The following is a 24,232-nucleotide window of genomic DNA, read 5'->3' on the forward strand; positions in this document are numbered from 1 at the left end:
CCAAGTCAAGCCGGGCCTCAGCCCACCGCTGCGGAGCGGCGGCGCCTGGTGCGGCCGGCGGGTTCCGGCTCAAGGTTTGCTGGCGCTGGAGCGGAAACCTGAGCGGGGGCGGCGACTGCAACCGCTACTGCAGCAGCGCTGGGAGTGGCAGTGGCAGTAGCACTGGGAGCACCGACGGTCGCCAGCTGGCGCTGGGGCGCCGAAGCGCGGCCCCCAGAATCACGGCCACCCCGGCCCCGGGGCGCCGGACGGCTGTCGCTCTCCCCCTCCGAGCGGCCCTTGTAGGCCGGCGTGCCGGCGGGGGCGGGTTGCACCAGGCAGATAATCAGGGGCTCCACCTGCAACTCGCGGCGCAGGCGGCGCTGCAGGCCCACCTCCACCTCGCGCTGCACGCCCACCCAATCGACATCCGGGGCCTTGCCGCCGGTGTTGCGGCAGAGCTGGCTCCAGCGGTTCTCGAGCACCCAACCGATTTCCCGCTCCGCCCACATCGACAGCTTGCGGGCGTCGGCGGCGGTGACCACCCCCCGGATGTTGACCCTGGGCGGGGCCGCCATCACCCCGTCGGTGCTGATCACCGCCAGCAGGGTGATCACCCCATCCTCGGCGAGCTGCTGGCGCTCCTTGAGCACGCGGGCATCGACGATGCCGTTGCGGGAGGCATCGAGCAATTCAATGCCGGCCTTCACCGGATCTCCGGTGCGGATGGAGTCGGGGCTGAGCTCGACCACATCACCGTTGTCGATGATCAAGATGTTGTCGGCCGGCACGCCCATCGACTGGGCCGTTTTGCTGTGGGCAATGAGCATGCGGTGCTCACCGTGCACTGGCACGAAATATTTGGGCTTGGTGAGGGCCAGCATCAGTTTCTGATCTTCCTGGAAACCGTGGCCGGAAACGTGAATACCCTCGCCCTTGCCGTAAACCACCTTCGCGCCCAGCATCATCAGCCGGTCGATGGTGTTGACCACCGAAATGGTGTTCCCCGGAATCGGGCTGGCCGAGAAGATGATCGTGTCGGTGCTCTTTACCTGCACCTGGGGGTGATCACCGCGGGAGATGCGGCTGAGGGCAGCTAGGGGCTCACCCTGGCTGCCGGTCATCAGCAGCAGGGTTTCCCGATCGGGCAGGTCGCGAATTTGCTTGATCGGCACGAACAGGTCATCGGGGGCGCGCATATAGCCCAACTCCCGCGCCTTGGCGATCACATTGAGCATGGAGCGACCCAGCAGACCCACCTTGCGGCCAGTCTTGAGCGCCAGCTCCAGGATCATCGACACCCGGTGAATCGAGCTGGCAAAAGTTGTGATGATCACCCGACCTTCTGCCTGGGAAATGTGACGATCCAGACAGGGGAACACCGAGCGCTCAGGCGGGCAGAAGCCCGGCACTTCGGCATTGGTGGAGTCACTGAATAGGCACAGCACACCCTGGTCGCCGTAGTGGGCCAGACGAGCCATGTCGAAGGTCTCGCCATCCACCGGCGTGTGGTCAAATTTGAAGTCACCGGTGAAGATCACCGTGCCCACAGGAGTGGTGATGGCCAGCGAGAAGCTGTCGGCCATCGAGTGGGTGTTACGGATGAACTCCACTGAAAAGTGTTGGCCCACCTTCACCACATCGCGGGGTGCAACGGTTTGGAGGATGGTGCGATCCATCACCCCGGCCTCCTCCATCTTGCCGGTGAGCATGGCCAGCGCCAGGCGCGGCCCATGAATCACGGGGATGCTGAAATTTTTGAGGTGGTGGGCAATGCCACCGATGTGATCTTCGTGACCATGGGTCACGATCATGCCGCGAATCCGCTTCTGGTTTTCCTTGAGATAGCTGGTATCCGGCATCACCACATTGACGCCATGCATGCCATCACTGGGGAAGGCCAATCCGGCATCCACCAGCATGATGTCGTCGCCGTACTCGAACACGCAGGTGTTCTTGCCGATCTCGTGCAAGCCGCCCAGGGGTATTACCCGCAGGTGTGCCTTCTTGGCGCCAGCCTGGTTGCTATTTACCTGGTTGCTGTTTACCTGGTTGCGATTGAGCTGGGTGGTGCCGTTGGAGCTTGTCATACGAAAAGAGGATTAACTGTTGGAAATAATTAAACTAAACTAGTCTAGTCTAAATTAAATTAATCTGAATAGAATTAATCTGAATAGAATTAATCTAAATAAAGCTGGTCTCAAGCCTTGGCGTCATGTAGGACGCAGGGCAGCCAGGGTTTCGGAGAGGCGTTGGCGCACGGCGGCGTTGGCGGAAAGAAGGGGAAGACGGGGGGCACCCACCGGCCAGCCGCAAAGCTCCAGAGCTGCTTTGACGGGGATGGGATTGGTGGTGCAGAAGAGGGCCTTGCACAGCGGCAGCAACTGCTCGTGCAAGGCCCGGGCCCGAGCCTGATCGCCCTCGAAAAAGGCCCGGATCAGGGCGCTGATCTGGGGTCCGGCCAGGTGGCTGGCCACACTCACCACACCCACGGCCCCCACGGCCAGCATCGGCAGGGTGAGGGCATCGTCGCCGCAGTAGATGGCGAGGCGGTCGCCACAGCTGGCCCGCAGGGCACTCACCTCCTCGGTGCTGCCACTGGCGGCCTTGAAGCTCACCACATTGGGGCAGTCAAGCAAGCGCGCCACGGTGGCTGCCTCCAGGCTGGTGCCGGTGCGGCCCGGGATGTTGTAGAGCATCAAGGGCAGCTCTGGGGCGGCCGCTGCCACGGCCCGGAAATGGGCTTCGAGGCCTTCCTGCGGGGGCTTGTTGTAGTAGGGCACCACCACCAGGGCCCCATCGGCGCCGAGGGCAGCCGCCTCGCGGGTGGCCTCCACAGCCTCGGCGGTGCAGTTGCTGCCGCTGCCGGCGATCAGTTTGGCCCGGCCCGCCAGGGCCCCTTTGACCGTGGCAAACAGGGCATGCTGCTCGGCCCAACTGAGGGTGGGGGATTCGCCGGTGGTGCCGCACACCACCAGCCCATCGGAGCCCTGGTTCACCAGGTGGGCCGCCAGGCGGGCCGCCAGGGGGAGATCCAGCGCCCCGTCGGCGCTGAATGGGGTCACCATCGCGGTGAGTAAACGCCCGAAGGGGGGAGCTGGGGTCTGGATCGCTTTCAAAAGCCACCCCCGGCCTGGGCCCCTGGAGCTTCGATCAGCAGTTCAGCGATCTGGATGGCATTGAGGGCCGCACCCTTGCGGATCTGGTCCCCACACAGCCAGAGCTCCAGGGCATTGGGCTCACTGAGATCCTGGCGAATCCGTCCCACCGCCACCGGATCGCGACCGGTCACATCCGTAGGCATCGGGAAGCGATTGGCATCGAAGTCGTCCAGCAACTCGACGCCGGGGGCAGCTGCCAGCAGGGCCCGGGCCTCCTCTACCGGGAAGGGCTCGTGAAACTCAATGTTGACGGCTTCGGAGTGGGCCCGCAGCACCGGCACCCGCACACAGGTGGCCGAGAGCCGCAACTCCGGCGTGCCCATGATCTTGCGCGTTTCGTGCAGCATCTTGAGCTCCTCCTCGCAGTAGCCATTGGGCTGCAGCGGCGAGTTGTGCAGAAAGAGGTTGAAGGCCAGGGAGTGGGGCAGCACCTCACTGACGGGCTCGCCCCCATCGAGCACCGTGCGGCTGAGGCTGCGCAGCTCCTCCATGGCCCGGGCGCCGGCGCCGCTGGCGCTCTGATAGGTGCTCACCACCACCCGCCTGATCGGCCGGCGGGCATGGAGGGGGGCCAGGGCCAGGCTGAGCAGGATCGTCGTGCAGTTGGGGTTGGCGATGATGCCCCGGTGGCTGAAGGCCGCCTCGGGGTTCACCTCCGGCACCACCAGCGGCACCGCCGGATCCATGCGGAAGGCACTGGAGTTGTCGATTACCAGGGCACCAGCCGCAGCCGCCAGCGGCGCCCACTGGCGCGACACCGAGCCACCGGCCGAGGCCAGCACCAGATCGACGCCCTCGAAGGCCGAGGCCTCCACGGGTTGGATGGTGAGCGCACGACCCTGCCAGCCCAGGCTCTGGCCGGCGGAGCGGGGCGAGGCCAGGGGCAGCAGCTCGGCCACCGGAAAACGGCGCTGCTCGAGCAGCTGGAGCAACTCCTGGCCCACCGCTCCACTGGCCCCCAGAACGGCCACCCGAAGGGGGCGGTTGGGCAGGCACACAGAGCTGGGGGAAATGCTGGTCTGGACGGCGGTCAAGGGGACGGGAACGGGATCGAAAGCTGCTGGTTTATCCGGGATTGACGTGGAGAGGCCCGGATCGGGGCATACAGGGGGGCGGGATGCTGCCGCAAAGCGAGGAGCTGGGATCAAATCCCAACCCTGCAGATGGGCTGAACCGAACTATTTCCTTCTTCTGCGCCTCTCGAACAATAGGCCTACGGGGCTCGGAACGGCCGCTTTCTAGGATCCGGCCCTGCATCGACTTTCCATGAGCTCTGCCGCCGCCCCAGTTGCCAGCCTGTCCGTCAAAGCCAGCCCCCGCCCGGGCAGCCGGATGGCCCTGGAGGTGGCCATCCCCGCCGACCGCAGCCAGGCCAGCTACGACGCCGCCGTGGAGAAGCTCAGCCGCAGCATCAAGCTGCCCGGCTTCCGCAAGGGCAAGGTGCCCCGCCCGGTGCTGCTGCAGCAGATTGGCCCCCTGCGCATCCGCGCCACCGCCCTGGAAGACCTGGTGGAAGCGGCCTGTCGCGACGCCCTCGAGCAGGAACCCCTGGCGGCGATCGGTCGGCCGGAGCTGAGTGAAGGGTTTGAGGCCGTCCTGGCGCGCTTTGAGCCCGGCAGTGCCCTCACCATCACCCTCGAACTGGACGTCGAGCCCACCCCCACCCTCAAGGCCACAAAGGGCCTCAAGGCTGAAGCCGAAACGATCAGCTACGACCCCGCCCGCATCGACGAACTGATCGACCAATCCCGCAAGCAGCTGGCCACCCTGGTGCCCGTGGAGGGCAGGCCTGCCGCCAGCGGCGATGTGGCGGTGGTCAGTTTCAACGGCACCTACCTCGATAGCGGCGAGCCGATCAGTGGTGGCAACAGCGATGCCATGGAGGTGGAACTGGAGGAGGGCCGCATGATCCCGGGCTTCGTGGAGGGCGTGATCGGCATGGCCATCGGCGACGAAAAAACCATCGAGTGCCGCTTCCCCGACAGCTACCAGCAGGAGGAGGCCGCCGGCCGCCAGGCCCGTTTTGAAATCGGTTTGAAGGATCTCAAGTGCCGCGAGCTGCCGGCCCTCGATGACGCCTTCGCCCAGCAGGCCAGCGACAAGGCCACCCTGGCAGAACTGCGGGTAGACCTGGAAATCCGCCTCAAAGACGATGCCGAGCGCCGGGCCAAGGCCAGTCGCCACGACGCCCTGCTCGCCGCCCTAGTGGCGGAGCTCGAGGTGGAGCTACCCGAAACGCTGGTGCAGCAGGAAATTCGCAACCTGTTGGAGCAGACCGCCGGCCAGATCGCCCAGCAGGGCATGGACGTCAAGAAGCTGTTCACCCCCGATCTGGTGCGCAGCCTGATGGACACCTCCCGCCCCGAGGCCGAGGAGCGCCTGCGCCGCAGCCTGGCCCTCAAGGCCCTCGCCACTGCGGAGCAGATCGAGTTGGAGGCCGGCGATCTCGAAGCCAAGTTGGAGGAGATCAGCCAAGGCCTCAGCGACCAGGCCAACATTGACCCGGAACGGCTGCGGCTAGCCGTCGCCGAAGACCTGCTGCGCGACAAGCTGCTCGAGTGGCTCGAAGCCAACAGCACGATCAGCGAGAAGGCCCCCGCCGCCGAGGAAGAGCCAGCGGAGACGACCGACAAGCCCAAGGCCAAAGCCAAGACCAAAGCCAAGGCCGAAACCAAAGCCAAAGCCAAGTCAACCGAGCAGGAGGATTGATCCCAGCCGCTGCTGCAGAGCCCATAGATTGCTTGCAGGAGCCTTAACCGCGCGTGATCGACGCCACCATTCCCCATCCAGTTCACAGCCACTGGGGCCCCAGTGGCTCGCCGGGGGTGCTGCCCACCGTGGTGGAGCAGTCAGGCAAAGGCGATCGCGCCTTTGACATCTATTCGCGGCTGCTGCGCGAGCGGATCATCTTCCTGGGCACCGGCATCGACGACCAGGTGGCCGATTCCCTAGTGGCCCAGCTGCTTTTCCTAGAAGCGGAAGATCCCCAGAAGGACATCCAGATCTACGTGAACTCCCCGGGTGGCTCGGTGACCGCCGGTCTGGCGATCTACGACACCATGCAGCAGGTTTCCCCCGATGTGGTGACCATCTGCTACGGCCTGGCCGCCTCGATGGGCGCCTTCCTGCTCTCGGGGGGCACCAAGGGCAAACGGCTGGCCCTGCCCAGTGCCCGGATCATGATCCACCAGCCCCTGGGCGGAGCCCAAGGTCAGGCGGTGGACATCGAAATTCAGGCCAAGGAAATCCTTTACCTAAAGGACACCCTCAACCGCCTGATGGCGGAGCACACTGGCCAGCCCCTCGAGAAGATCACAGAAGACACTGATCGCGACTATTTCCTTTCACCTGTTGAGGCGGTTGAATACGGCCTGATCGATCAGGTTGTGACCGACTCCAACGCGGTCAAGGCCCCGACTTAACCCTGAAAGATTGGCTGAGGAACCCTGTTCCAAGGTCGATCCTGGACCTAGGACATCCCTGCCAATGCCAAAGTTTGACGCCCACCTCAAGTGCTCGTTCTGCGGCAAATCGCAGGACCAGGTCCGCAAACTTATTGCCGGTCCTGGTGTCTACATCTGCGACGAATGCATCGATCTCTGCAATGAGATCCTGGATGAGGAGCTGGTTGATGGCCAATCCGTCAGCGGTGCCCGCCACACCCCGGAAACCGGCCGCAGCAAGCCTGCGACCAAAAAAATTTCCAAGCCTGCCCCCACCCTGGCCGAGGTGCCCAAGCCCCAGGAGATCAAGGCCTTCCTCGACAGCCAGGTGGTGGGCCAGGAAGAGGCCAAAAAGAGTCTGTCAGTAGCCGTTTACAACCACTACAAACGCCTGGCCTGGCAGGGGGATGGCAAGGGCGAAACGGACCAGACCGCCACCCGCCTGCACAAGAGCAACATCCTGCTGATCGGCCCCACCGGCTGTGGCAAGACCCTGCTGGCCCAGACCCTGGCCGAAATGCTCGCGGTGCCCTTTGCGGTGGCCGATGCCACCAGCCTCACCGAGGCCGGCTACGTCGGTGAAGACGTGGAAAACATCCTGCTGCGGCTGCTCCAGAAGGCCGATCTGGATGTGGAGCAGGCCCAGCGCGGCATCATTTACATCGACGAAATCGACAAGATCGCCCGCAAGAGCGAAAACCCCTCGATCACCCGCGACGTGTCCGGGGAAGGGGTGCAGCAGGCCCTACTGAAGATGCTCGAAGGCACCGTGGCCAACGTGCCGCCCCAGGGTGGCCGCAAGCACCCCCATCAGGACTGCATCCAGATCGACACCAGCCAGATCCTGTTCATCTGCGGCGGCGCCTTTGTGGGTCTTGAAGACCTGGTGCAGAAGCGGATGGGTCGCAACTCGATCGGCTTCCTCAGCGCCGATGGCAGCAGCCGGCCACGCATCAATAAGGATCGCCATGCGGCCGAGGTGCTGCGCCACCTCCAACCGGAAGACCTGGTGCGCTACGGGCTGATCCCGGAATTCATCGGTCGCCTGCCGGTGAACGCGGTGCTGGAGCCGCTCGACAACATCGCCCTCGAAGCCATCCTCACCGAACCCCGCGATGCCCTGATCAAGCAGTTCCAGACCCTGCTGGGCATGGACAACGTCGAGCTCGATTTCGAACCCGGAGCCGTCGCAGCCATCGCCATCGAGGCCAACCGCCGCAAGACGGGCGCCAGGGCCCTGCGGGGGATCGTGGAGGAGTTGATGCTGGATCTGATGTACGACCTGCCCTCCCGCACGGACATCAAGAGGTTCACCGTGACCCGCCAGTTGGTGGAGCAGCGCAGCCAGGCCAAGGTGGTGTCCCTCAGCGCCGGCACCATTGAGGAAGCCCCCCAGCAGGCCAGCGCCTGAGCCCAGGCTCTCGCGTCAGGCTGCTGCCCTCCTCGCCAATGCCCGCCGCCGCCCACCTGCAGGTTCCCCGTCAGCACGGTCTGTTTCTGCACCACGGCATCGACCTGGGCGACGGCAGCGTGGCCCATTACCTCGAGGGCCGCGAAATCCTGCGCAGCCCCCTGGCGGAGTTCAGCCGCGGTGAACCCGTGTGTGAGGTGCCCTACCCGGCGGGCAGCTGCTCCCCAGTTGGCGTCACCCTCAGGCGCGCCATGGGACGGCTGGGCGAGCAGAACTACAACCTGCTCTTCAACAACTGCGAGCACTTCGCCCACTGGTGCAAAACCGGCCGGCACCGCAGCGCCCAGGTTGAGAGCTGGCTGCCAACCACCCTGCTCAGCGGCGCCCGACTGCTGCTGCGCCAGAACAACCACTTGGAGAAGGGCAAGGAGCTCGCCCTGCGCAGCCTGGCCCAGCTCGACCAGCTGCGGCTCAGCCTGCAGGAAAAGCTCGAAGCCGAGCTGGCCAAGGCGGAGGCGCGCTGGGGCGAGGAACGCTTCGCCGCCCTGCGGCTTGCGGCCCAGAGGCTGGCCGACCAGCTGGCGGAGGTCGAAGAACTGGAAGAGCGGCTGCGGCGCCAGTTCGAACCGGGGGAGGACCGGTAACCTCGAGCAGCGATGTCCAGCTACCAGCCCCTCCACCACAAGTACCGGCCCCAGCGCTTCAAGGAGCTGGTGGGGCAGGAGGCGATCGCCGCCACCCTGACCAACGCCCTGCTCACCGGCCGGATCGCGCCGGCCTACCTGTTCTGCGGCCCCCGCGGCACCGGCAAAACCTCCAGCGCCCGCATCCTGGCCCGCTCGCTCAACTGCATCGGCAGCGAGGCACCCACCCCTGACCCCTGCGGCGTCTGTGAGCTGTGCACCTCCATTGCCGCCGGTGCTGCCCTCGATGTGATCGAAATCGACGCCGCCTCCAACACCGGCGTCGACAACATCCGCGAGCTGATTGAGCGCTCCCGCTTCGCCCCGGTGCAGGCCCGCTGGAAGGTCTACGTGGTGGACGAGTGCCACATGCTCTCCACCGCCGCCTTCAATGCCCTGCTCAAGACGCTGGAGGAGCCGCCGCCACGGGTGGTGTTCGTGCTGGCTACCACCGACCCCCAACGGGTGCTGGCCACGATCCTGAGCCGCTGCCAGCGCTTTGATTTCCGCCGCATTCCCCTGCAGGCCCTCGAACAGCACCTGGGCTGGATCGCCGAGCGCGAGTCGATCGGCATCACCCCCGAGGCCCTGCACGTGGTGGCCCAGCGGGCCCAGGGGGGCCTGCGCGACGCCGAGAGCCTGCTGGACCAGCTCAGCCTGCTGCCAGCTCCAATCGAGGCCACGGCCGTGTGGGAGCTGCTGGGAGCCGTGCCGGAGCAGGAACTGCTGGCCCTGGCCCGGGCCCTGGCCGGGGCCGAGCCCCTGGGGCTGTTGGAGGGCTGCCGGGAGCTGCTGGAACGGGGCCGGGAACCCGGCGCCGTGCTGCAGGGGTTGGTGAGCTTGCTGCGGGATCTGGTGCTGGCAGGCGCCGCCCCCGACCGGCTCGAGCTCACCGGCGTCTCAGCCCAATTTCGCGGCGAACTTCCCGAGCTGGCCCGGACCATCGGCAAGGCCCGGCTGCTGCAGTGGCAGGCCCAGCTCAAGGGCAGCGAGCAGCAGCTGCGCCACAGCGTCAACCCACGCCTCTGGCTGGAGGTGCTGTTGCTGGGCCTGCTGGCCGAAGCGGTGGTTCTCGCCCCGGCCAAACCCGCTGCGATGAGCCCAGCGCCGGTCCAGCCCGCTCCGACCCCCCAGCCAGCGCCCCTTCCCCAAACCCCAGTCCAACCAGACCCAGCGCCCCAACCAGACCCGATACCCCAAGCCACAGCGACCGCTGGGTCGCCAAACCTTGCCGAGCTTTGGCAACAGATCCTGGCGGGCCTGGAGCTGCCCTCCACCCGCATGCTGCTCTCCCAGCAGGCCCAACTGGTGCGGCTGGATGAGCGTCGAGCCGTGGTGCAGGTGGCCGGTAACTGGATGGCCATGGTGCAGAGCCGTCTACCCCTGCTGGAAACGGCCGTCACCAATGCCCTGGGCAGCCCGCGCCAGCTCTTGCTGGAGGGGGGTGGCGCCCATTCACCGCCGCCAGCCCCCGGCCCCCGAGCGCCCCAACCTGCTGCTAACCCCGTTCAGGCTCCAGTCCAGAGCCCCGTCCAGAGCAAGCCTCCCGTCCAGGCAGCACAACCACAACCGGCTGCGGAGCTGAATCCGGCCAACAAACCCCCACCCCCCATGGCGCCCCTCGATGAGAAAGCCCGGCGCTTGGCCGAGTTTTTCAACGGCGAAGTGGTTGATCTCGATGGGCCCCTCGAAGGGATAGGCCCAGACGACGCCGCTGCTTGAGAATCAGGGCTTGGAGATCAGGCCGGGAAAATCAGGCCGCCGCCGGATCCTCAAGCGCAGGCTCATCCTCTTCCCCGAGGTGCATGGTCTTGGCCCACACCAGGGTCTTGGGCCTCAGGGCCATGCGCAGGCTGGTCCAGGGAATCACCACAAACCAATGGCCCATATAGGCAATGCCTAGGGCCAGGTTCCAGGGATTCATCGCCGGCAGGGCCGGGCCTTCCCGGGGTCGGCTACAGCCGGCCATGATCGCGCCACCGGAGAGCCCGAAGGCCACAAAGGAGAGGGGCCAGAGGGTGGGCGGGGTGCGGGTGATCGCCGCACCGAAGAGGTCGGCGATCGCCACCACCGGCAGGCCGTACTGGAGCAGAAAAAAGCAAACCAACTCGAGCTTTTGAACCCCACTGAGCCGCTCCGAAAGCAGGCCCGGGAGGTAGTCGAAAAATCGTTGCAGGCCCCCTTCGGCCCAGCGCTGGCGCTGGCGCCAGAGGGCAGCCAGGCCGAGCACCGCCTCCTCCTGCACGGGCGGATCCCAGAGCAGCCCGATCGGCTCGCCCTCAAGCAGCAAGCGGAAACTGAGATCCAGGTCATCGGTGACCGTCGCCTCGTTGAAGCCCCCACTCCTGAGCAGGGCATCGCGGCGCAGCAGCTGGCCGTTGCCCCGCAGTTCCACGATCCCACCTGCCGCCAACCGGCCCTGCTGGATCACCGCATCGAGGGCCATCTCCATGGCCTGGGCCCGGGTGAGCCAGTTGACACTGGCATTCACCTCGGCCTTGCGCAGCTGGACGGCCGACCAGCCGCCTGTTTCAGCAAATGGGATCAGCCGCTCCAGGGTGTCGCTCTGGAGATCGGCATCGGCATCGAGCACAAACATCCAGCGGCCCTGCAACTGCTGCAGCACCAGGTTGAGGGCCCCCGACTTGCCGCCGCCGGCATCGGCTTCCCGCCGCAACACCTGCAGAAAGGGATACCGCTGCTGAAGCTCGGCCAGCAGCTGGGGGGTGCGGTCGCTGCTGGCGTCGTCAATCACCCAAAGCCGAAGCTGCCCTTGCGGGTAGCTCAGCTGGGCAATGCGCTCCACCAGCCTGCCGATCACGGCCTGTTCATCGCGGGCCGCCACCACCACATCCACCGCCGGCATCGGGGCGGGAGGCAAGCCCGAGGCCGGGGGGGAGAGGTAGGGGCGGAAGGCCTGCAGCAGCAGGGTGCGGAGGCTGTAGCCACCCAGCACCACGGCCAGGATGAGGGCTGGGATCAACCGCAGGGGTTCAGGCAGCCAGTGGGGAGCAAGCCCGGCCCCGCCACAGGCGACCAGGAACAGCCCCGACTTGCCACGACGGTGATCGGTGGAACTGCCACCCGCAGCCATGGCGATCCCAGAAGTAGGTGGATCCTAGGGGGAACCGGCCGCAGACCCTGGGTCCCTGGGCAGGGCGACCAGGGGCTCCAGACTGGTGCCTGGGTAGTAGTGCCCAAGGATTTGCGCCAGGCTCCAGCCCCTGCGGGCCAGATCGATGGCGCCCGCCTGGGACAACCCGGCGCCGTGGCCAAAACCGCCCCCATCAAATCGCCAGCGACCCGAACCTTCCGGACGCAGAACAAACAGGGTGCTGGGCAACTGGCGCAGATTGCGGCGGATGGCATCGCGCCTCAGCACGACGCTTTGGGGCTCTCCGGCCGGGCCCCTGGCGTCGATGGCCAGGGCCAGCACCCGGCCACTGGGGCCCCGCTCCAGCACGGTCAAACGGGTTGGGGTGCCGAGCTGGGGGGCCGTCTTGGCCAGGGCCCGCTGGATCTGGGCCCCATCCAGCAGGCGGGTCCAGCGGAAGCGGGGGTGATCGAAGCCATAGGCCCGGGAGGTGGCTGCCAGGGCCGCCGCCACCCCGGCCGGCTCCAGGGGCAGGGTCACCTTGGCCTGGATCGCCCCGGGGCCATCCACCCAGGGCCGCAGGTAGGGGAGGGCGGAGCCATTCCACACCTCCTCGAAACCGGCCGAAATGCCCCCATTTGTGGCGTGATACACCCCATGAATCGGCGCCCCCTGCCAGGCCAACACCTGGTGGCGGGTCACCCCGATAGCCCGGCGCACCGCCGGCCCCGCCAGGCGCGGATCGGCATACACCTGGCACTGGGTGTCGGCGCAGAGGTGGTAGCCATCCACCGCAAAGCGCCCCTGGTTGCGCAGGGCCCAGGTGCGGGCCAGCACCGCCTGGGCCGCAAGGGCGGCCGGCGGGGCCCCTGCACCGATCTCATGGGGCACCACGCCCAGCAGATAGCGCTCCAGGGGCACCTCCTCCACCAGGGTCCAGCTGCCGTAGGCATCGCCCTGCAGCCGGAAGGGCCCGGCGAACACCCCTCCCTGCCAGCGCAACCCGCCGGGCGCCTCCAGCCGCAGGGGGCCCTCGAGCAGCACGGCGTCCCCACCGGGCCGGCGTAATTCCAATGCCAGGCGCTGGCGCTGGACCTGCTCCAGCCGCCGCGGCGTCACCCCCGGCGGAACCGGCGCCTCCAGCGCGGCCCACACCTCCCACTCGGCCGGATGGGCAATCACCACCTCCGCCCCGGCCTGGCGCCAGCGGGCGGTAGCCTCCTCGGCACTTTCGTAGCTGGCGAAGGGGCCCCACACCTGGCGCCGCAGGGTGAGGGGTTCGGCCAGGGGAACTGAACGCCACTGGAGCAGGAACTCCGGGGCGGCAAACCGCTCGCCCCTGGAGGTCTCCAGCCGCAGGTTGCCTGTGGCACTGCGCAGCCGCAGGGGTGTGGGCGACTGGAGCTGGGCCGCCAGGGCAACCCAGAGCACGGGCGCAGCGGCGGAGACGGCCGGCGGCGGCGGCACCTGCCAATGCAGGGCTGCCGCCTTCAGGGATGCCGCATTACATCCCCCGCTCAACAACAGCGCACTGGCCCAGATCCCTGCTTGCAGCACTGGTGGGGCCGGGGGGATGGGGAACCGGAACATCGCAGCAGGCGGGTGGCTTGGAGGAGGGTGGGGCCACGTCGTACTCTGCTTCTTTGTGCCCGCCGCGACGCGAGACATGCCGAAGCTCAAGACCCGCAAAGCGGCCGCCAAGCGGTTCAAGGCCACCGGCACCGGCAAGTTCATGCGTCGCCGGGCCTTCCGCAGCCACCTGCTCGACCACAAGAGCCCGAAACGCAAGCGTTACCTGGGCACTATGGCACTGGTTGACGAGCGTGATGCGGACAACGTCAGCGCCATGCTCCCCTACGCCTGACGGGGTTTTGGCCCCAACTCTTTACTTTTTCTTTCCTGATTCACCCCTGATTCACCGCCATGTCACGCGTCAAGAGGGGCAACGTTGCCCGCAAACGCCGTAACAAAGTTCTGCGCCTAGCCCGGGGCTTCCGCGGTGGCAACGGCTCCCTCTTCCGCACCGCCAACCAGCGGGTGATGAAGGCGCTGTGCAATGCCTATCGGGATCGCCGTCGCCGCAAGCGCGACTTCCGCCGCCTCTGGATCGCCCGGATCAACGCCGCGGCCCGCCTCAACGGCCTCAGCTACAGCCGTCTGCTCGGTGGCCTGAAGAGAGCTGACGTGCGCCTGAACCGCAAGATGCTGGCCCAGCTGGCCGTGGTTGACCCGGCCAGCTTCAGCAGCGTGGTGGGTGCCGCCCAAACTTAAAATCCCCTGGTAGGTCCCCTTGGACGCCCTCCTTCCGCAGACCTACCTGATTGGGCTGATCGTTCTTCTGGGCGTGGCCGCCGTAGTGGTTGGGCGCCAGCTCTGGCGGGTGCGCGCCGATGAGGTCACCCTGGCCAAATTGGAGCAGAAGGATGGCAACCAGCCCTCCGATGCAGCCACCCTCTATGAGATGGGCTCGGTGCAGTTGCGCAAGCGCCTTTATGGCCAGGCCGCTGAATCGCTCAAGCAGGCCCTGAAAAAAGCCGAGGCCGCCAAGGAGCCCGCCGAAGCCCAGGCGGTTATTGAAAACGCCCTGGGCTTTGCCCTGGCCGCCCAGAACAACTACAAGAGCGCCATCCGCCACTACCGCCTGGCGCTCGCCGCCAAACCGGCCTACCCGGTTGCCCTCAACAACCTGGCCTACGCCCTCGAGAAGCAACTGAAACTCGAGGAGGCCAAAGAGGCCTATGAGCAGGTGATGGCCCTCGATGCCAGCAACAAAACCGCCCGCAAACGGCTCAAATTGCTGGCCCGTAAGGCCGGATTGGACCAGAGCGCCTAAATCCAGCTCTTCACAGCCCGCCAGCAGCTGGACTGGAGCCCAGGGGCTTCAGATCCAAGCGGCCCCCGGGGTTGGTGAGCCGGGGAGACTGCCAGCCGGATAGCCGCAGCCCCTCCAGCCCCGTGAAGACGCCACCCATCTCCAGGCCCGCCACCTCGCACTGGCAGAGCATCACCAGATCGAGCTGGTCAGACTCGGCGTTCAGATTGCCCTGCACCGGGGTTGTGACTCCGCCGAGGGTGAGTTCTCCGCGCAGGTCAATCATCTGCCCCATCGGCGTCACGCTGGCCAGCCGCAGCTCGGCCGGGACGCTCTGGCTGGGGCCGCTCTGGCCGATGCCAAAGGATTGGTACCCGCCACTCCAGGTGCGGGCCATCTGGGTGGCCAGCACCTGGGCGCGGGCCACGGGATCGAAGGTTTCGGCTCCGACGGAACCAACCGCCAAGGGGGTAGACGCCCCTGCCGGCGAGACCACCAGGGCCAGCAGGGCCAAGGGGGCAGCGGCAAGCCAGGGGAGCGGGCGAAGAATGGCCAGGAACACGGTGGGAAGAACCAGCTAGTGGGAGGCTAGGACCGTTGCCAAGCTCCGGCCCTGCTCCGTGGTCACCACCGCCGCCCCCACCCCTGCCCCCAGCGACCCGCTGGTGATTGCTGGCCGCCGTTTCAGCAGCCGCCTGATGACCGGCACCGGCAAATACCCCAGCCTCGAGGCGATGCAGGCCAGCCTTAGCGCCAGTGCCTGTGAAATCGTCACCGTGGCGGTGCGGCGGGTCCAGAGCCAGGCTGCCGGCCATGGGGGCCTGATAGAGGCCATCGACTGGACCCGCATCTGGATGCTGCCCAATACGGCCGGCTGCGCCACTGCAGAGGAGGCCGTGCGGGTGGCCCGGCTGGGCAGGGAGTTGGCCAAGCTCGCCGGCCAGGAGGACAACACCTTCGTGAAGCTGGAGGTGATCCCCGACACCAAACATCTGCTGCCCGATCCCTTCGGCACCCTGGAGGCCGCCGAGCAATTGGTGAAGGAAGGCTTCACAGTGTTGCCCTACATAAATGCCGATCCGCTGCTCGCCAAACGGCTGGAGGAGGTGGGCTGCGCCACCGTGATGCCGCTGGGCTCGCCGATCGGTTCCGGCCAGGGCATTCGCAACGCCGCCAACATCGCCCTGATCATCGAAAACGCCCGGGTGCCAGTGGTGGTTGACGCCGGCATCGGCGTGCCCAGCGAGGCCGCCCAGGCGATGGAAATGGGCGCCGATGCCCTGCTGATCAACAGCGCCATCGCCCTGGCTGGCAATCCGGTGGCGATGGCCAGGGCCATGGCCCTGGCTACGGAAGCTGGACGCAACGCCTTCCATGCCGGACGCCTGCCGATCCGAGCTGAGGCCAGGGCCAGCTCCCCGGGAACCGGCCTGGTGGGCAGCTGAAGCAGGCCTGGCAAGTCCAGGGCCGAACGCCTGTAGTAGCTTGCCCAGCGGAGCATCTGCTCGGCCTGCGGGGGTCTGGGATTTTTCAGAATGGGGGTTGGGATGAAGGTCTTCGTTCTGGGTGGCGACGGCTTCTGCGGTTGGCCCTGCGCGGTGAACCTGGCGGATGCGGGCCACGAGGTGGTCATCGTCGACAACCTCAGCCGCCGAAAGATCGACATCGATCTGGAGGTGGAGTCGCTCACCCCAATCGCCACCATGGGTGAGCGGCTGCGGGCCTGGGAGCAGGTGGGCGGTAAGCCGATGCGCTTCCTGCACCTCGACCTGGCCCATGAGTATCAGCGGCTGGTGGATCTGCTGCTGGCGGAGCGCCCCGATGCGGTGGTGCACTTCGCCGAGCAGCGGGCCGCGCCCTACTCAATGAAGAGCAGCGCCACCAAGCGCTACACGGTCGACAACAACGTCAACGGCACCCACAACCTGCTCGCCGCGATCGTGGAGAGCGGCCTCGACATCCACATCGTCCACCTGGGCACGATGGGCGTCTACGGCTACGGCTCCCACCGCGGCGCCACCATCCCCGAGGGTTACCTCAAGGTGGAGGTGCCCCAGCCCGACGGCAGCCGCTTTGAGGAGGAGATCCTGCACCCGGCCAGTCCGGGCAGCGTCTATCACATGACCAAGACGCTCGACCAGCTGCTCTTCCTCTACTACAACAAAAACGACCGGGTCCGCATCACCGACCTGCACCAGGGCATCGTCTGGGGCACCAACACCGAGGCCACCGAGCGGGACCCGCGGCTCACCAACCGCTTCGACTACGACGGTGACTACGGCACCGTGCTCAACCGCTTCCTGATGCAGGCGGCGATCGGCTATCCGCTCACCGTGCATGGCACCGGCGGCCAGACCCGCGCCTTCATCCACATCCGCGACTCGGTCAAGTGCGTCCAACTGGCCCTGGAAAACCCCCCAGACCGGGGCGAGCGCGTCAAGATCTTCAACCAGATGACCGAGAGCCACCAGGTGGGCGAACTGGCCCGCAAGGTGGCGGCTCTCACCGGCGCCGAGATCAACTACCTGCCCAACCCCCGCAACGAGGCCGTTGAGAACGACCTGATCGTGGACAACCGCTGCTTCATCGAGCTGGGCCTCAACCCCACCACCCTCGATGACGGCCTGCTGGCCGAGGTGGTGGATGTGGCCCGCCGCTGGGCCGACCGCTGCGACCGCAGCCGCATCCCCTGCATCTCGGCCTGGACCCGCACCCAGGCCCAGGCGATTCAAATGGCCTGAGGCGGGACCTGAACCCTTGAAAATCGCCTTCTTCACCGAAACCTTCCTGCCCAAGGTCGACGGGATCGTCACCCGGCTGACCAAGACGGTGCAGCACCTGGTGGCTGCCGGCGACGAGGTGTTGATCTTCTGCCCGGAGGGTGCGCCTGCCAGCTACATGGGGGCCAAGGTGGTGGGGGTGCCGGCCATGCCGCTGCCCCTCTACCCCGAGCTCAAGCTGGCCCTGCCGCGGCCCGCGGTGGCCGAAGCCCTCGACCTCTTCCAACCCGACCTGGTGCACGTGGTCAACCCGGCAGTGCTGGGCCTGGGCGGCATCTGGCTGGCCAAAACCAAGGCCTACCCGCTGGTGGCCAGCTACCACACCCACCTGCCCAAATACCTGGAGCACTACGGCATGGGCATGCTCGAGCCCCTGCTGTGGGAATTGCTCAAAGCCGCCCACAACCAGGCCCGGCTCAACCTCTGCACCTCAACGGCGATGGTGCTGGAACTGAGTGAAAAGGGCATCCAAAACACCGACCTGTGGCAGCGCGGTGTGGATACGGAGCTGTTCAGACCCTCCCTGCGTTCCCAGGCCATGCGGGAGCGGCTGCTCAACGGCCACAGCGACACCGACAAATTGCTGCTCTACATCGGCCGGCTGTCGGCCGAAAAGCAAATCGAGCGGATCCGGCCCGTGCTCGATGCCCTGCCGGAGGCCCGGCTGGCCCTGGTGGGGGATGGGCCCTACCGCCAACAACTCGAGAAGATCTTTGCCGGCACCCCCACCCACTTTGTGGGTTACCTGGCCGGAGAAGAGCTGGCCTCGGCCTATGCCAGCGGCGACGCCTTCCTGTTCCCCTCCAGCACCGAAACCCTGGGCCTGGTGCTGCTCGAAGCAATGGCAGCCGGCTGCCCGGTGGTGGGCGCCAACCGCGGTGGCATCCCCGACATCGTCAGCGATGGGGTGAACGGCTGCCTCTACGAACCAGACCAGGAGGGCAGCCTGGCCGCGGCCGTCGAGCGCCTGCTGGGCGATGCCAGCCAGCGGGCCCAGCTGCGCCAGAACGCTCGCCAGGAAGCGGAGCGCTGGGGCTGGGCTGGCGCCACCGACCAACTGCGCAGCTACTACAAACGCCTGCTGGCCCATCCCGAGCTGCAGTTGGTCGCCTGAGTCAGGGGCGGGCGGGGGCAGCAGCCAGAGCGCCCCGAAACCAGGTGGTCATCAACGCCTTCACCATCGGTGCCGCCACGGTGCCGCCATAGCCCCCTGAGTTTTCGCCGAAGGCGATGATCACCAGGGTGGGCTTTCCAGCTGGGGCATAGCCCCCAAACCAGGCATGGTCGGGCCGGGGTGGGTCCTCACCGGTGCCGGTCTTACCAGCCACCGCCGGCAGGTTGGGGTCGTTGAGCAGGGTGGCAGTGCCGTTGGTCACCACCTGACGCAGGCCGTCGCGCAGGATTTTCAAGGTGGCCGGCTTGAGCCCGATCCAGGTGCGCTCGGTGGGGCGCTCCACCAGGTGGGGTGTCACCAGCCAGCCCCCATTGGCCACCGCGGCATAGAGCCGGGCCATCTGGATCGGTGTCACCTGCAGGGCCCCCTGGCCGATGGCCGAGGTGATTGTGTCCACGGGCGTCCATTCCTCCCCCAGCGCCTCCCTTTTCCAGGCCTGGTCACCCAGCAGCCCCGGCGTTTCCTCCCCCTTCAACTCGATGCCCGTGACCTGGCCGTAGCCCATGCGGCGGGCGGCCTTGAACAGCTCATCGGGGCCCACCTTGAGCCCCACCTGGTAGTAGAAGGTGTTGCTGCTCACCGCCAGGGCAAGGGGAAAGCCGATCGCCCCGTGGGCGCCATGGTCGCCGTAGCAGAGGCCCGCGTAGCAGAAGGAGTTCATCGTCATCACCTTCGAGTCGGCCGCATAGAGGCCCGATTCAAGGCCCGCGATGGTGGTGACGATCTTGAAGGTGCTTGCCGGGGGAAAGCCCTGGAAGGCGCGATTGAGCAGGGGGGCATCCGGGGTGTTGAGGCTGGCCCACTGGCTCGTGCTCGGAGCGGGGGAAAACACATTGGGATCAAACGTGGGCCGACTGGCGAGGGCCCGGATGGCTCCGGTCTGGGGATCGAGGGCCACGATCGCCCCCTTGCGGACCCCATCGAGGGCCCGCTCCGCCGCCTGCTGCAACTCCAGATCCAGGGTGAGGCGTAGGTCCTTCCCCGCCCTGGCGGGTTTTTCGCCCAGGATTCGCTGCACCTCACCTGCCGCATTGACCTCCACCTGCTGGCCGCCCCACTCGCCCCGCAGGTGGCCCTCGAATTGCTTCTCGACGCCACTGCGGCCCACCCGATCGCGGATTCGGTACCCCTTGGGCTGGAGCTGGTCGTATTCCTCCTCGGTGATGCCGCTGGTGTAGCCGAGCACGTGGGCCGCCAGTCGACCGTGGGGATAGCTGCGCAGGATGTCCACATCCACCTCGGCGCCGGTCAGGCCGGCGGCCTGCTCCTTGAAGCGCAGCACCTGCTCAGGGCTGAGTCCCCTGGCCAACTCAATCCGAAATCCCTCCGCATTGGCACCGCTGCGACGCTTGGCATCCAACTCGCCAGCCCCCACTGCCAGCACCGCCGCCAGCCGATCCCGCAGGGCGGGCCACTGGGTCTCGCCCACCTCCCGGGGCTGGATGTAGAGGTTGTAGGTGAGGCGGCTGCTGGCCAGCACCTGGCCATGGCGATCCAACAGCCGGCCCCGGATCGGATTACGGGGCATCAGCCGGATTCGATTTTCATCGGCCCTGGCCCGATTCTCAGCGCCGTGCACCAGCTGCAGCCAGGCCAGCCGCGCCACCATCGCCCCGCTGAACAGCAGCACCACCGCCAGCAACCAGGCGGGCTGCCGGCCGATGCCGCAATGGCGCGAAGCCCCTGGACCAAAGGCCATGGTCAGTCGGATTCGAGCCGCTGTTCCAGCAGCTCCAGCCGCTCAGCTATGCGGGCCAGACCCTCTTGCAACTCCAGGGCGTCCTGGGGATCAGCCGCTTCGGCCGCCACGTCGTGCACCTCCACCTTCATCACGGGATTGCCCAGGCCGGGGCTGACCCGGTCCAACCCCTGACGCAGCTGACTCGCGGCCGGTTCCCCCTCCTGGCGCAGGCTGCCGAGCGGATCCTCTGAGTGGCCATCAAAGGCAGCCAGCACCGCCTGGGGACCGCCCTTGCGAGCGCGGTCAACCACCGCCAGGCCGACGGGCAATAGGTCCTGCATCAGGGTGAGCCGCAGGGCATCAAACGGGTCAGTGGCCATTGCGGCAGTCCTGGCTCAAGATTGCCAGTCTGACCTGCCTGGGGCCCCGGATCAGGGGGCTAGGCGCTGGATGCCCGGATTGACGATCACCTGGCGACAATTTTGCTGACTGCCCCACCACCAACCCCCAGCCACCGCAATCACCAGCAAGGAGGCCAGGGGCACCAGGGCCTGGCGGGTCACATCGAGGGAAATCCACTCCATCCAGGCGAGCCAGCTGCGCTCCCGATCGAAGCGCCGCCGGGCCTTGTGCTCCTCATTCAGGCGCCGCTTCAGGGCCCGGGCCACCCAGCGTTCAAAGGACTGCTTCTTGGTGACCGCCATCTTGCGCTCCACCTCGAGCAGCTGGCCGGCGGTGAGCTCGGGATTGAACGTGCTGATCAGCTCCAGACTCTTGATGAACATCTCCACCGCCCCATCCTTGGCATCGCGCTCGTCCTTATCGAGCAGATCCCAGTTGACTTCGGGGTAGAACCGGGCCCGGTTGGTGAGGATCTGCTCCTCCATTAACTGGCCGGGCTCCCTCAACCAACGGTCGGTATTGGCATCGAAGCGGCGCCAATAGAGAAAGGGGTTGAGGTAGACGGTCTTAGACCCGAACTGGATGCTGTCCTGCTGCAGCCTGCGCTGCCTTTCGGAATCAGGGGTTGTCGAGCCGGAGGGCACGGTGGCAGCGGTCACAACGGCAGGGCTGGGAGCCGATGGTATCGAAGCTGCGGGGCCGGGGCTACTCCCATTCGATCGTGCCGGGGGGCTTGCTGGTGATGTCGAGCACCACCCGGTTGACGCCCTTGACCTCGTTGACGATGCGGTTGGAGATCGTCTCCAGCAGGTCGTAGGGCAAACGCGACCAGTCGGCCGTCATGCCGTCTTCCGAGGAGACGCAGCGCACCACGATCGGGAAGGCATAGGTGCGCTTGTCGCCCATCACCCCCACGCTGCGCACCGGCAGCAGCACGGCAAAGGCCTGCCAGATCTCGTTATAAAGGCCGGCCTCACTCACTTCCTCGCGCACGATCAGATCGGCATCGCGCAGGATATTGAGCTTCTCGCTGGTGACCTCTCCCAGGATGCGGATCGCCAGGCCCGGCCCGGGGAAGGGGTGACGACCCACGATCTCCTGGGGCAGTCCCAGGCTGCGGCCCACCTTGCGCACTTCGTCCTTGAAAAGGCGGCGCAGGGGCTCCACCAGCTTGAACTGGAGATCCTTGGGCAGGCCGCCCACGTTGTGGTGGCTCTTGATCTTCACCGCCACCCGCTCGCCGGTTTTGGGATCGATGCCCGTGCCGGCACTTTCGATCACGTCGGGATAGAGGGTGCCCTGGGCCAGGTAGTCGAAGGGGCCGAGCCGCTTGCTCTCCTCTTCGAACACCCGGATGAATTCCGTGCCGATCAGCTTGCGCTTCTCCTCCGGGTCGGTGATGCCATCGAGCTTGCTGATGAAGCGCTCGCGGGCATTGATGTATTCCACATTGATGTGGAAGCGCTTGTCGAAAAACTCCACCAGAAACTCAGGCTCCCCTTTGCGCATGAAGCCCTGGTCGATAAACATGCAGGTGAGCTGGTCGCCAATCGCCTTGTGCAGCAAAAAGGCGAGGGTGGAGGAATCAACGCCTCCCGAGAGAGCCAGCAACACCTTCTTATCGCCGACTTGGGCGCGCACATCAGCCACCGCTTCGTCAATGAAAGCGGCGGTGGTCCAGTCGGCCTCACAGCCGCAGATGTGGTAGACGAAATTGCGGATCAGGGCCATACCGCAGCTGGAGTGCACCACCTCGGGATGGAACTGCACGCCGTAGAGGCGCCGCTGGTGGTCAGCAACGGCCGCTTCCGGGGTGTTGTCGGTGTGGGCCAGGCGCGCAAAGCCATCCGGCAGGCGCTGCACCGAATCGCCATGGCTCATCCACATCGTGGAGCCCGATTCCACGTTGGTGAGCAGGTCGATCGGGTCGTCCACGTGCAATGGCGCCTTGCCGTATTCGGCGCGACCGGCGGCCACCACCGCCCCGCCCAGCTGCTGCACCATCAGCTGCATGCCGTAGCAAACCCCCAGCACCGGAATGCCCAGCCCCCAGATGGCCGGATCACACACCGGCGCCCCGGCCTCGTACACGGAATTGGGGCCGCCGCTGAGGATGATGCCCTTGGGCGCCAGGGCCGCCAGCTCCTCGGAGCTGGTGGTGTAAGCCATCACCAGGGAGAACACCTCGGTTTCCCGCACCCGCCGGGCGATCAGCTCGGAGTACTGGGAACCGAAATCCAGGATCACGATCGCCGGGTACCGGCTCGACTGGGAGGTGGCGTCTATCTGGGGCGACAAGTTGATCTGGGGCGACAGGGCGGTGGGGGATGCGACTTGGGACATCAACAGCGCTAGGCCCGGGGCATTCGGGCCAGCCTAGGGGCGGCTGCCTAAGGCCGCCTGACTAAGGCCGCCTGACTAGGGCCGCATTCCCATGGCCGTGAGCTGCTCCAGGCCCGCGGGCCCAGCGGCGCAGATCCGGCGGGAACGGTCAAAGAGCACCGCCCCCACCGCCATCTGCTCCTGGCCGTAGCGGGCCAGATAGGCCAGGCTGCGCCGCTCCACCGCCGCCGCGATGTGCTGGCGCAGCTGCTCAGCCCTGGGGCCATCGAGCCGATCCAGCTGGGCCAGCGCCTCCTCCACCGTGGGGGCATCGTGCAGGGCCTGCAGCGCGGCACCCCCCAGGCCCGCCAGGGCTGCCAGCGCCGTGAGCACCTCGGCCCGGCCATCGGCCAGGTGGTGGTGGGTATGGAAAATCCCCCCGGCCAACTTGATCAACTTGCCCTGGTAGCCAAACAACAGCAAGCGCTGAACGCCGGCCTCCGCTGCCGCCACCAGCAGGGGCCCAAGCCAGTTGCCGGCCTTCAGCAGCAGCTGGGGCGGCACCCCCAGCTGCTGGGCCAGGTCCAGCCCATTGGCGCCGATCACCAGCACCAGAGCGCCGCCAAAATCCTCGGCCCCGCAGCGCTCACGCAGCTCGGCCAAGGCCAGGCCCAGCTGATCTGGGGCCGCACTGCGCTGCACCTCGGCCTGGGTACCGATCAGGGCCAGCCCGTCCACCACCCCAAAGGCGGCGTTGCTGGTGCGCTCGGCCAAGCGCCGCCCCTGGGGGATCACCACCACCAGCTCGAGGCAACGGCCCTCGGGCAGCAGGGGCCGGAGATTGCACTCCAGTAGCTGGCGGGCATAGGCCGACAGGCAGGGCTCGCCGCTGGCCTGCAGCACCCCTACCCCCTCGCCGGCCCGCAGCTCAAGCCAATCGCCAGGGCCCTGCCGCCACCGCAGCAATACCCACAGGGCCAGGCCCCGGGTGAGATCGAGCACCTCCGGCCCCGGATCGCAGTGGGCCATGGCCAGCACCCAGCCGTCGGCCAGGGGGGCGGCCGCTTCCACCGGCACCAAAGCGGGCGGAGGCCCGTTCTCCGGGTTGGAGTTGTTGGGATCGAGCCAAAGGGGCTGGAGCCGCTGCCAGGGCTCAGCCCGCAGGGTCAGCAGGGCCGCCCGCGCCGCCGCCGTCAGCCAAACCGGCACGGTGTAGCCCTGGGGCTGGGTCGGCTGGGCCACGGGGGAGGACAGGGGCGGGATTATTTTTTATGGTGGTGGATTGGGCGG

At 66.8% G+C, this 24,232-nt stretch carries 22 protein-coding genes; 11 read left to right on the top strand and 11 right to left on the bottom strand.

What is annotated here, in order from left to right; translation table 11 throughout:
• Positions 1 to 17: 17 nt before the first annotated feature.
• From KBZ07_RS00115 to KBZ07_RS00125, 3 genes are all read right to left on the bottom strand, one after another.
• Positions 18 to 2,069: a ribonuclease J gene (locus tag KBZ07_RS00115; RefSeq protein ID WP_254929716.1), complete on the bottom strand. Its 2,052-nt coding sequence runs from the start codon at positions 2,067 to 2,069 to the stop codon at positions 18 to 20.
• 123 nt (positions 2,070 to 2,192) lie between these two features.
• The gene (gene dapA, locus KBZ07_RS00120) at positions 2,193 to 3,098 is read right to left on the bottom strand and encodes a 4-hydroxy-tetrahydrodipicolinate synthase (RefSeq protein ID WP_254929717.1); all 906 of its coding nucleotides are present in this window, start codon (positions 3,096 to 3,098) and stop codon (positions 2,193 to 2,195) included.
• The gene (locus tag KBZ07_RS00125; protein ID WP_254929718.1) at positions 3,095 to 4,174 is read right to left on the bottom strand and encodes an aspartate-semialdehyde dehydrogenase; all 1,080 of its coding nucleotides are present in this window, start codon (positions 4,172 to 4,174) and stop codon (positions 3,095 to 3,097) included. The genes dapA and KBZ07_RS00125 overlap by 4 nt, the downstream gene beginning before the upstream one ends.
• Before the next feature lie 232 nt (positions 4,175 to 4,406).
• Between KBZ07_RS00125 and tig the strand changes: the two genes are divergently transcribed.
• The 5 genes from tig to KBZ07_RS00150 all read left to right on the top strand — a co-directional run bounded on the left by tig (position 4,407) and on the right by KBZ07_RS00150 (position 10,399).
• The gene (gene tig, locus KBZ07_RS00130) at positions 4,407 to 5,849 is read left to right on the top strand and encodes a trigger factor (protein ID WP_254929719.1); all 1,443 of its coding nucleotides are present in this window, start codon (positions 4,407 to 4,409) and stop codon (positions 5,847 to 5,849) included.
• Between the two features lie 53 nt (positions 5,850 to 5,902).
• Entirely contained in the window at positions 5,903 to 6,562 is a 660-nt protein-coding gene (clpP, locus tag KBZ07_RS00135; protein ID WP_254929720.1) for an ATP-dependent Clp endopeptidase proteolytic subunit ClpP, read from the top strand.
• 64 nt (positions 6,563 to 6,626) lie between these two features.
• Positions 6,627 to 7,994 carry an ATP-dependent protease ATP-binding subunit ClpX gene (clpX, locus tag KBZ07_RS00140; RefSeq protein ID WP_254929721.1) on the top strand — a complete coding sequence of 456 codons (1,368 nt, stop codon included), beginning with the start codon at positions 6,627 to 6,629 and terminating at the stop codon, positions 7,992 to 7,994.
• Positions 7,995 to 8,032: 38 nt separating this feature from the next.
• Entirely contained in the window at positions 8,033 to 8,638 is a 606-nt protein-coding gene (locus KBZ07_RS00145) for a lecithin retinol acyltransferase family protein (RefSeq protein WP_254929722.1), read from the top strand.
• Positions 8,639 to 8,650: 12 nt separating this feature from the next.
• Positions 8,651 to 10,399, top strand: a complete 1,749-nt coding sequence (locus KBZ07_RS00150) for a DNA polymerase III subunit gamma/tau (protein WP_254929723.1) — start codon at positions 8,651 to 8,653, stop codon at positions 10,397 to 10,399.
• A 31-nt stretch (positions 10,400 to 10,430) separates the two neighbouring features.
• On the opposite strand, the gene KBZ07_RS00155 is transcribed toward KBZ07_RS00150, so the two are convergent.
• Entirely contained in the window at positions 10,431 to 11,771 is a 1,341-nt protein-coding gene (locus tag KBZ07_RS00155) for a glycosyltransferase family 2 protein (protein ID WP_254929724.1), read from the bottom strand.
• A 24-nt stretch (positions 11,772 to 11,795) separates the two neighbouring features.
• Positions 11,796 to 13,361 (bottom strand): SpoIID/LytB domain-containing protein, encoded by a 1,566-nt coding sequence (locus tag KBZ07_RS00160; RefSeq protein WP_254929725.1) that lies wholly within the window; start codon positions 13,359 to 13,361, stop codon positions 11,796 to 11,798.
• 76 nt (positions 13,362 to 13,437) lie between these two features.
• On the opposite strand from KBZ07_RS00160, the gene rpmI reads away from it, so the two are divergent.
• From rpmI to KBZ07_RS00175, 3 genes are read left to right on the top strand one after another with little or no spacing between them, the layout of a single operon-like run.
• Complete coding sequence (rpmI, locus tag KBZ07_RS00165) at positions 13,438 to 13,635, top strand: 50S ribosomal protein L35 (RefSeq protein ID WP_197152822.1); 198 nt, start codon at positions 13,438 to 13,440, stop codon at positions 13,633 to 13,635.
• A gap of 59 nt (positions 13,636 to 13,694) precedes the next feature.
• Positions 13,695 to 14,042, top strand: a complete 348-nt coding sequence (rplT, locus tag KBZ07_RS00170; protein WP_197152820.1) for a 50S ribosomal protein L20 — start codon at positions 13,695 to 13,697, stop codon at positions 14,040 to 14,042.
• Positions 14,043 to 14,061: 19 nt separating this feature from the next.
• Positions 14,062 to 14,604, top strand: coding sequence for a hypothetical protein (locus tag KBZ07_RS00175; RefSeq protein WP_254929726.1), 543 nt, complete (start codon positions 14,062 to 14,064; stop codon positions 14,602 to 14,604).
• Between the two features lie 10 nt (positions 14,605 to 14,614).
• On the opposite strand, the gene KBZ07_RS00180 is transcribed toward KBZ07_RS00175, so the two are convergent.
• A complete protein-coding gene (locus KBZ07_RS00180; protein WP_254929727.1) occupies positions 14,615 to 15,145 on the bottom strand; it encodes a hypothetical protein in 531 nt (176 codons plus the stop codon).
• Positions 15,146 to 15,203: 58 nt separating this feature from the next.
• On the opposite strand from KBZ07_RS00180, the gene KBZ07_RS00185 reads away from it, so the two are divergent.
• From KBZ07_RS00185 to KBZ07_RS00195, 3 genes are all read left to right on the top strand, one after another.
• Positions 15,204 to 16,028, top strand: coding sequence for a thiazole synthase (locus KBZ07_RS00185; protein ID WP_315860126.1), 825 nt, complete (start codon positions 15,204 to 15,206; stop codon positions 16,026 to 16,028).
• Positions 16,029 to 16,130: 102 nt separating this feature from the next.
• Positions 16,131 to 17,324 (top strand): NAD-dependent epimerase/dehydratase family protein, encoded by a 1,194-nt coding sequence (locus tag KBZ07_RS00190; protein ID WP_254929728.1) that lies wholly within the window; start codon positions 16,131 to 16,133, stop codon positions 17,322 to 17,324.
• 16 nt (positions 17,325 to 17,340) lie between these two features.
• The gene (locus KBZ07_RS00195; RefSeq protein ID WP_254929729.1) at positions 17,341 to 18,477 is read left to right on the top strand and encodes a glycosyltransferase family 1 protein; all 1,137 of its coding nucleotides are present in this window, start codon (positions 17,341 to 17,343) and stop codon (positions 18,475 to 18,477) included.
• Position 18,478: 1 nt separating this feature from the next.
• Here KBZ07_RS00195 and mrdA read toward each other — a convergent pair whose 3' ends face one another.
• The 5 genes from mrdA to cbiD form a co-directional block, all read right to left on the bottom strand.
• Positions 18,479 to 20,236: a penicillin-binding protein 2 gene (gene mrdA / locus KBZ07_RS00200; protein ID WP_254929730.1), complete on the bottom strand. Its 1,758-nt coding sequence runs from the start codon at positions 20,234 to 20,236 to the stop codon at positions 18,479 to 18,481.
• A 2-nt stretch (positions 20,237 to 20,238) separates the two neighbouring features.
• A complete protein-coding gene (locus tag KBZ07_RS00205) occupies positions 20,239 to 20,598 on the bottom strand; it encodes a hypothetical protein (RefSeq protein WP_254929731.1) in 360 nt (119 codons plus the stop codon).
• A gap of 51 nt (positions 20,599 to 20,649) precedes the next feature.
• Positions 20,650 to 21,279 (bottom strand): hypothetical protein, encoded by a 630-nt coding sequence (locus KBZ07_RS00210; protein ID WP_254929732.1) that lies wholly within the window; start codon positions 21,277 to 21,279, stop codon positions 20,650 to 20,652.
• A gap of 46 nt (positions 21,280 to 21,325) precedes the next feature.
• The gene (gene guaA / locus KBZ07_RS00215; RefSeq protein WP_254929733.1) at positions 21,326 to 22,963 is read right to left on the bottom strand and encodes a glutamine-hydrolyzing GMP synthase; all 1,638 of its coding nucleotides are present in this window, start codon (positions 22,961 to 22,963) and stop codon (positions 21,326 to 21,328) included.
• Between the two features lie 75 nt (positions 22,964 to 23,038).
• Positions 23,039 to 24,196 carry a cobalt-precorrin-5B (C(1))-methyltransferase CbiD gene (gene cbiD / locus KBZ07_RS00220; RefSeq protein ID WP_254929742.1) on the bottom strand — a complete coding sequence of 386 codons (1,158 nt, stop codon included), beginning with the start codon at positions 24,194 to 24,196 and terminating at the stop codon, positions 23,039 to 23,041.
• Positions 24,197 to 24,232: the final 36 nt, after the last annotated feature.

Source organism: Cyanobium sp. BA20m-14 (assembly GCF_024346295.1).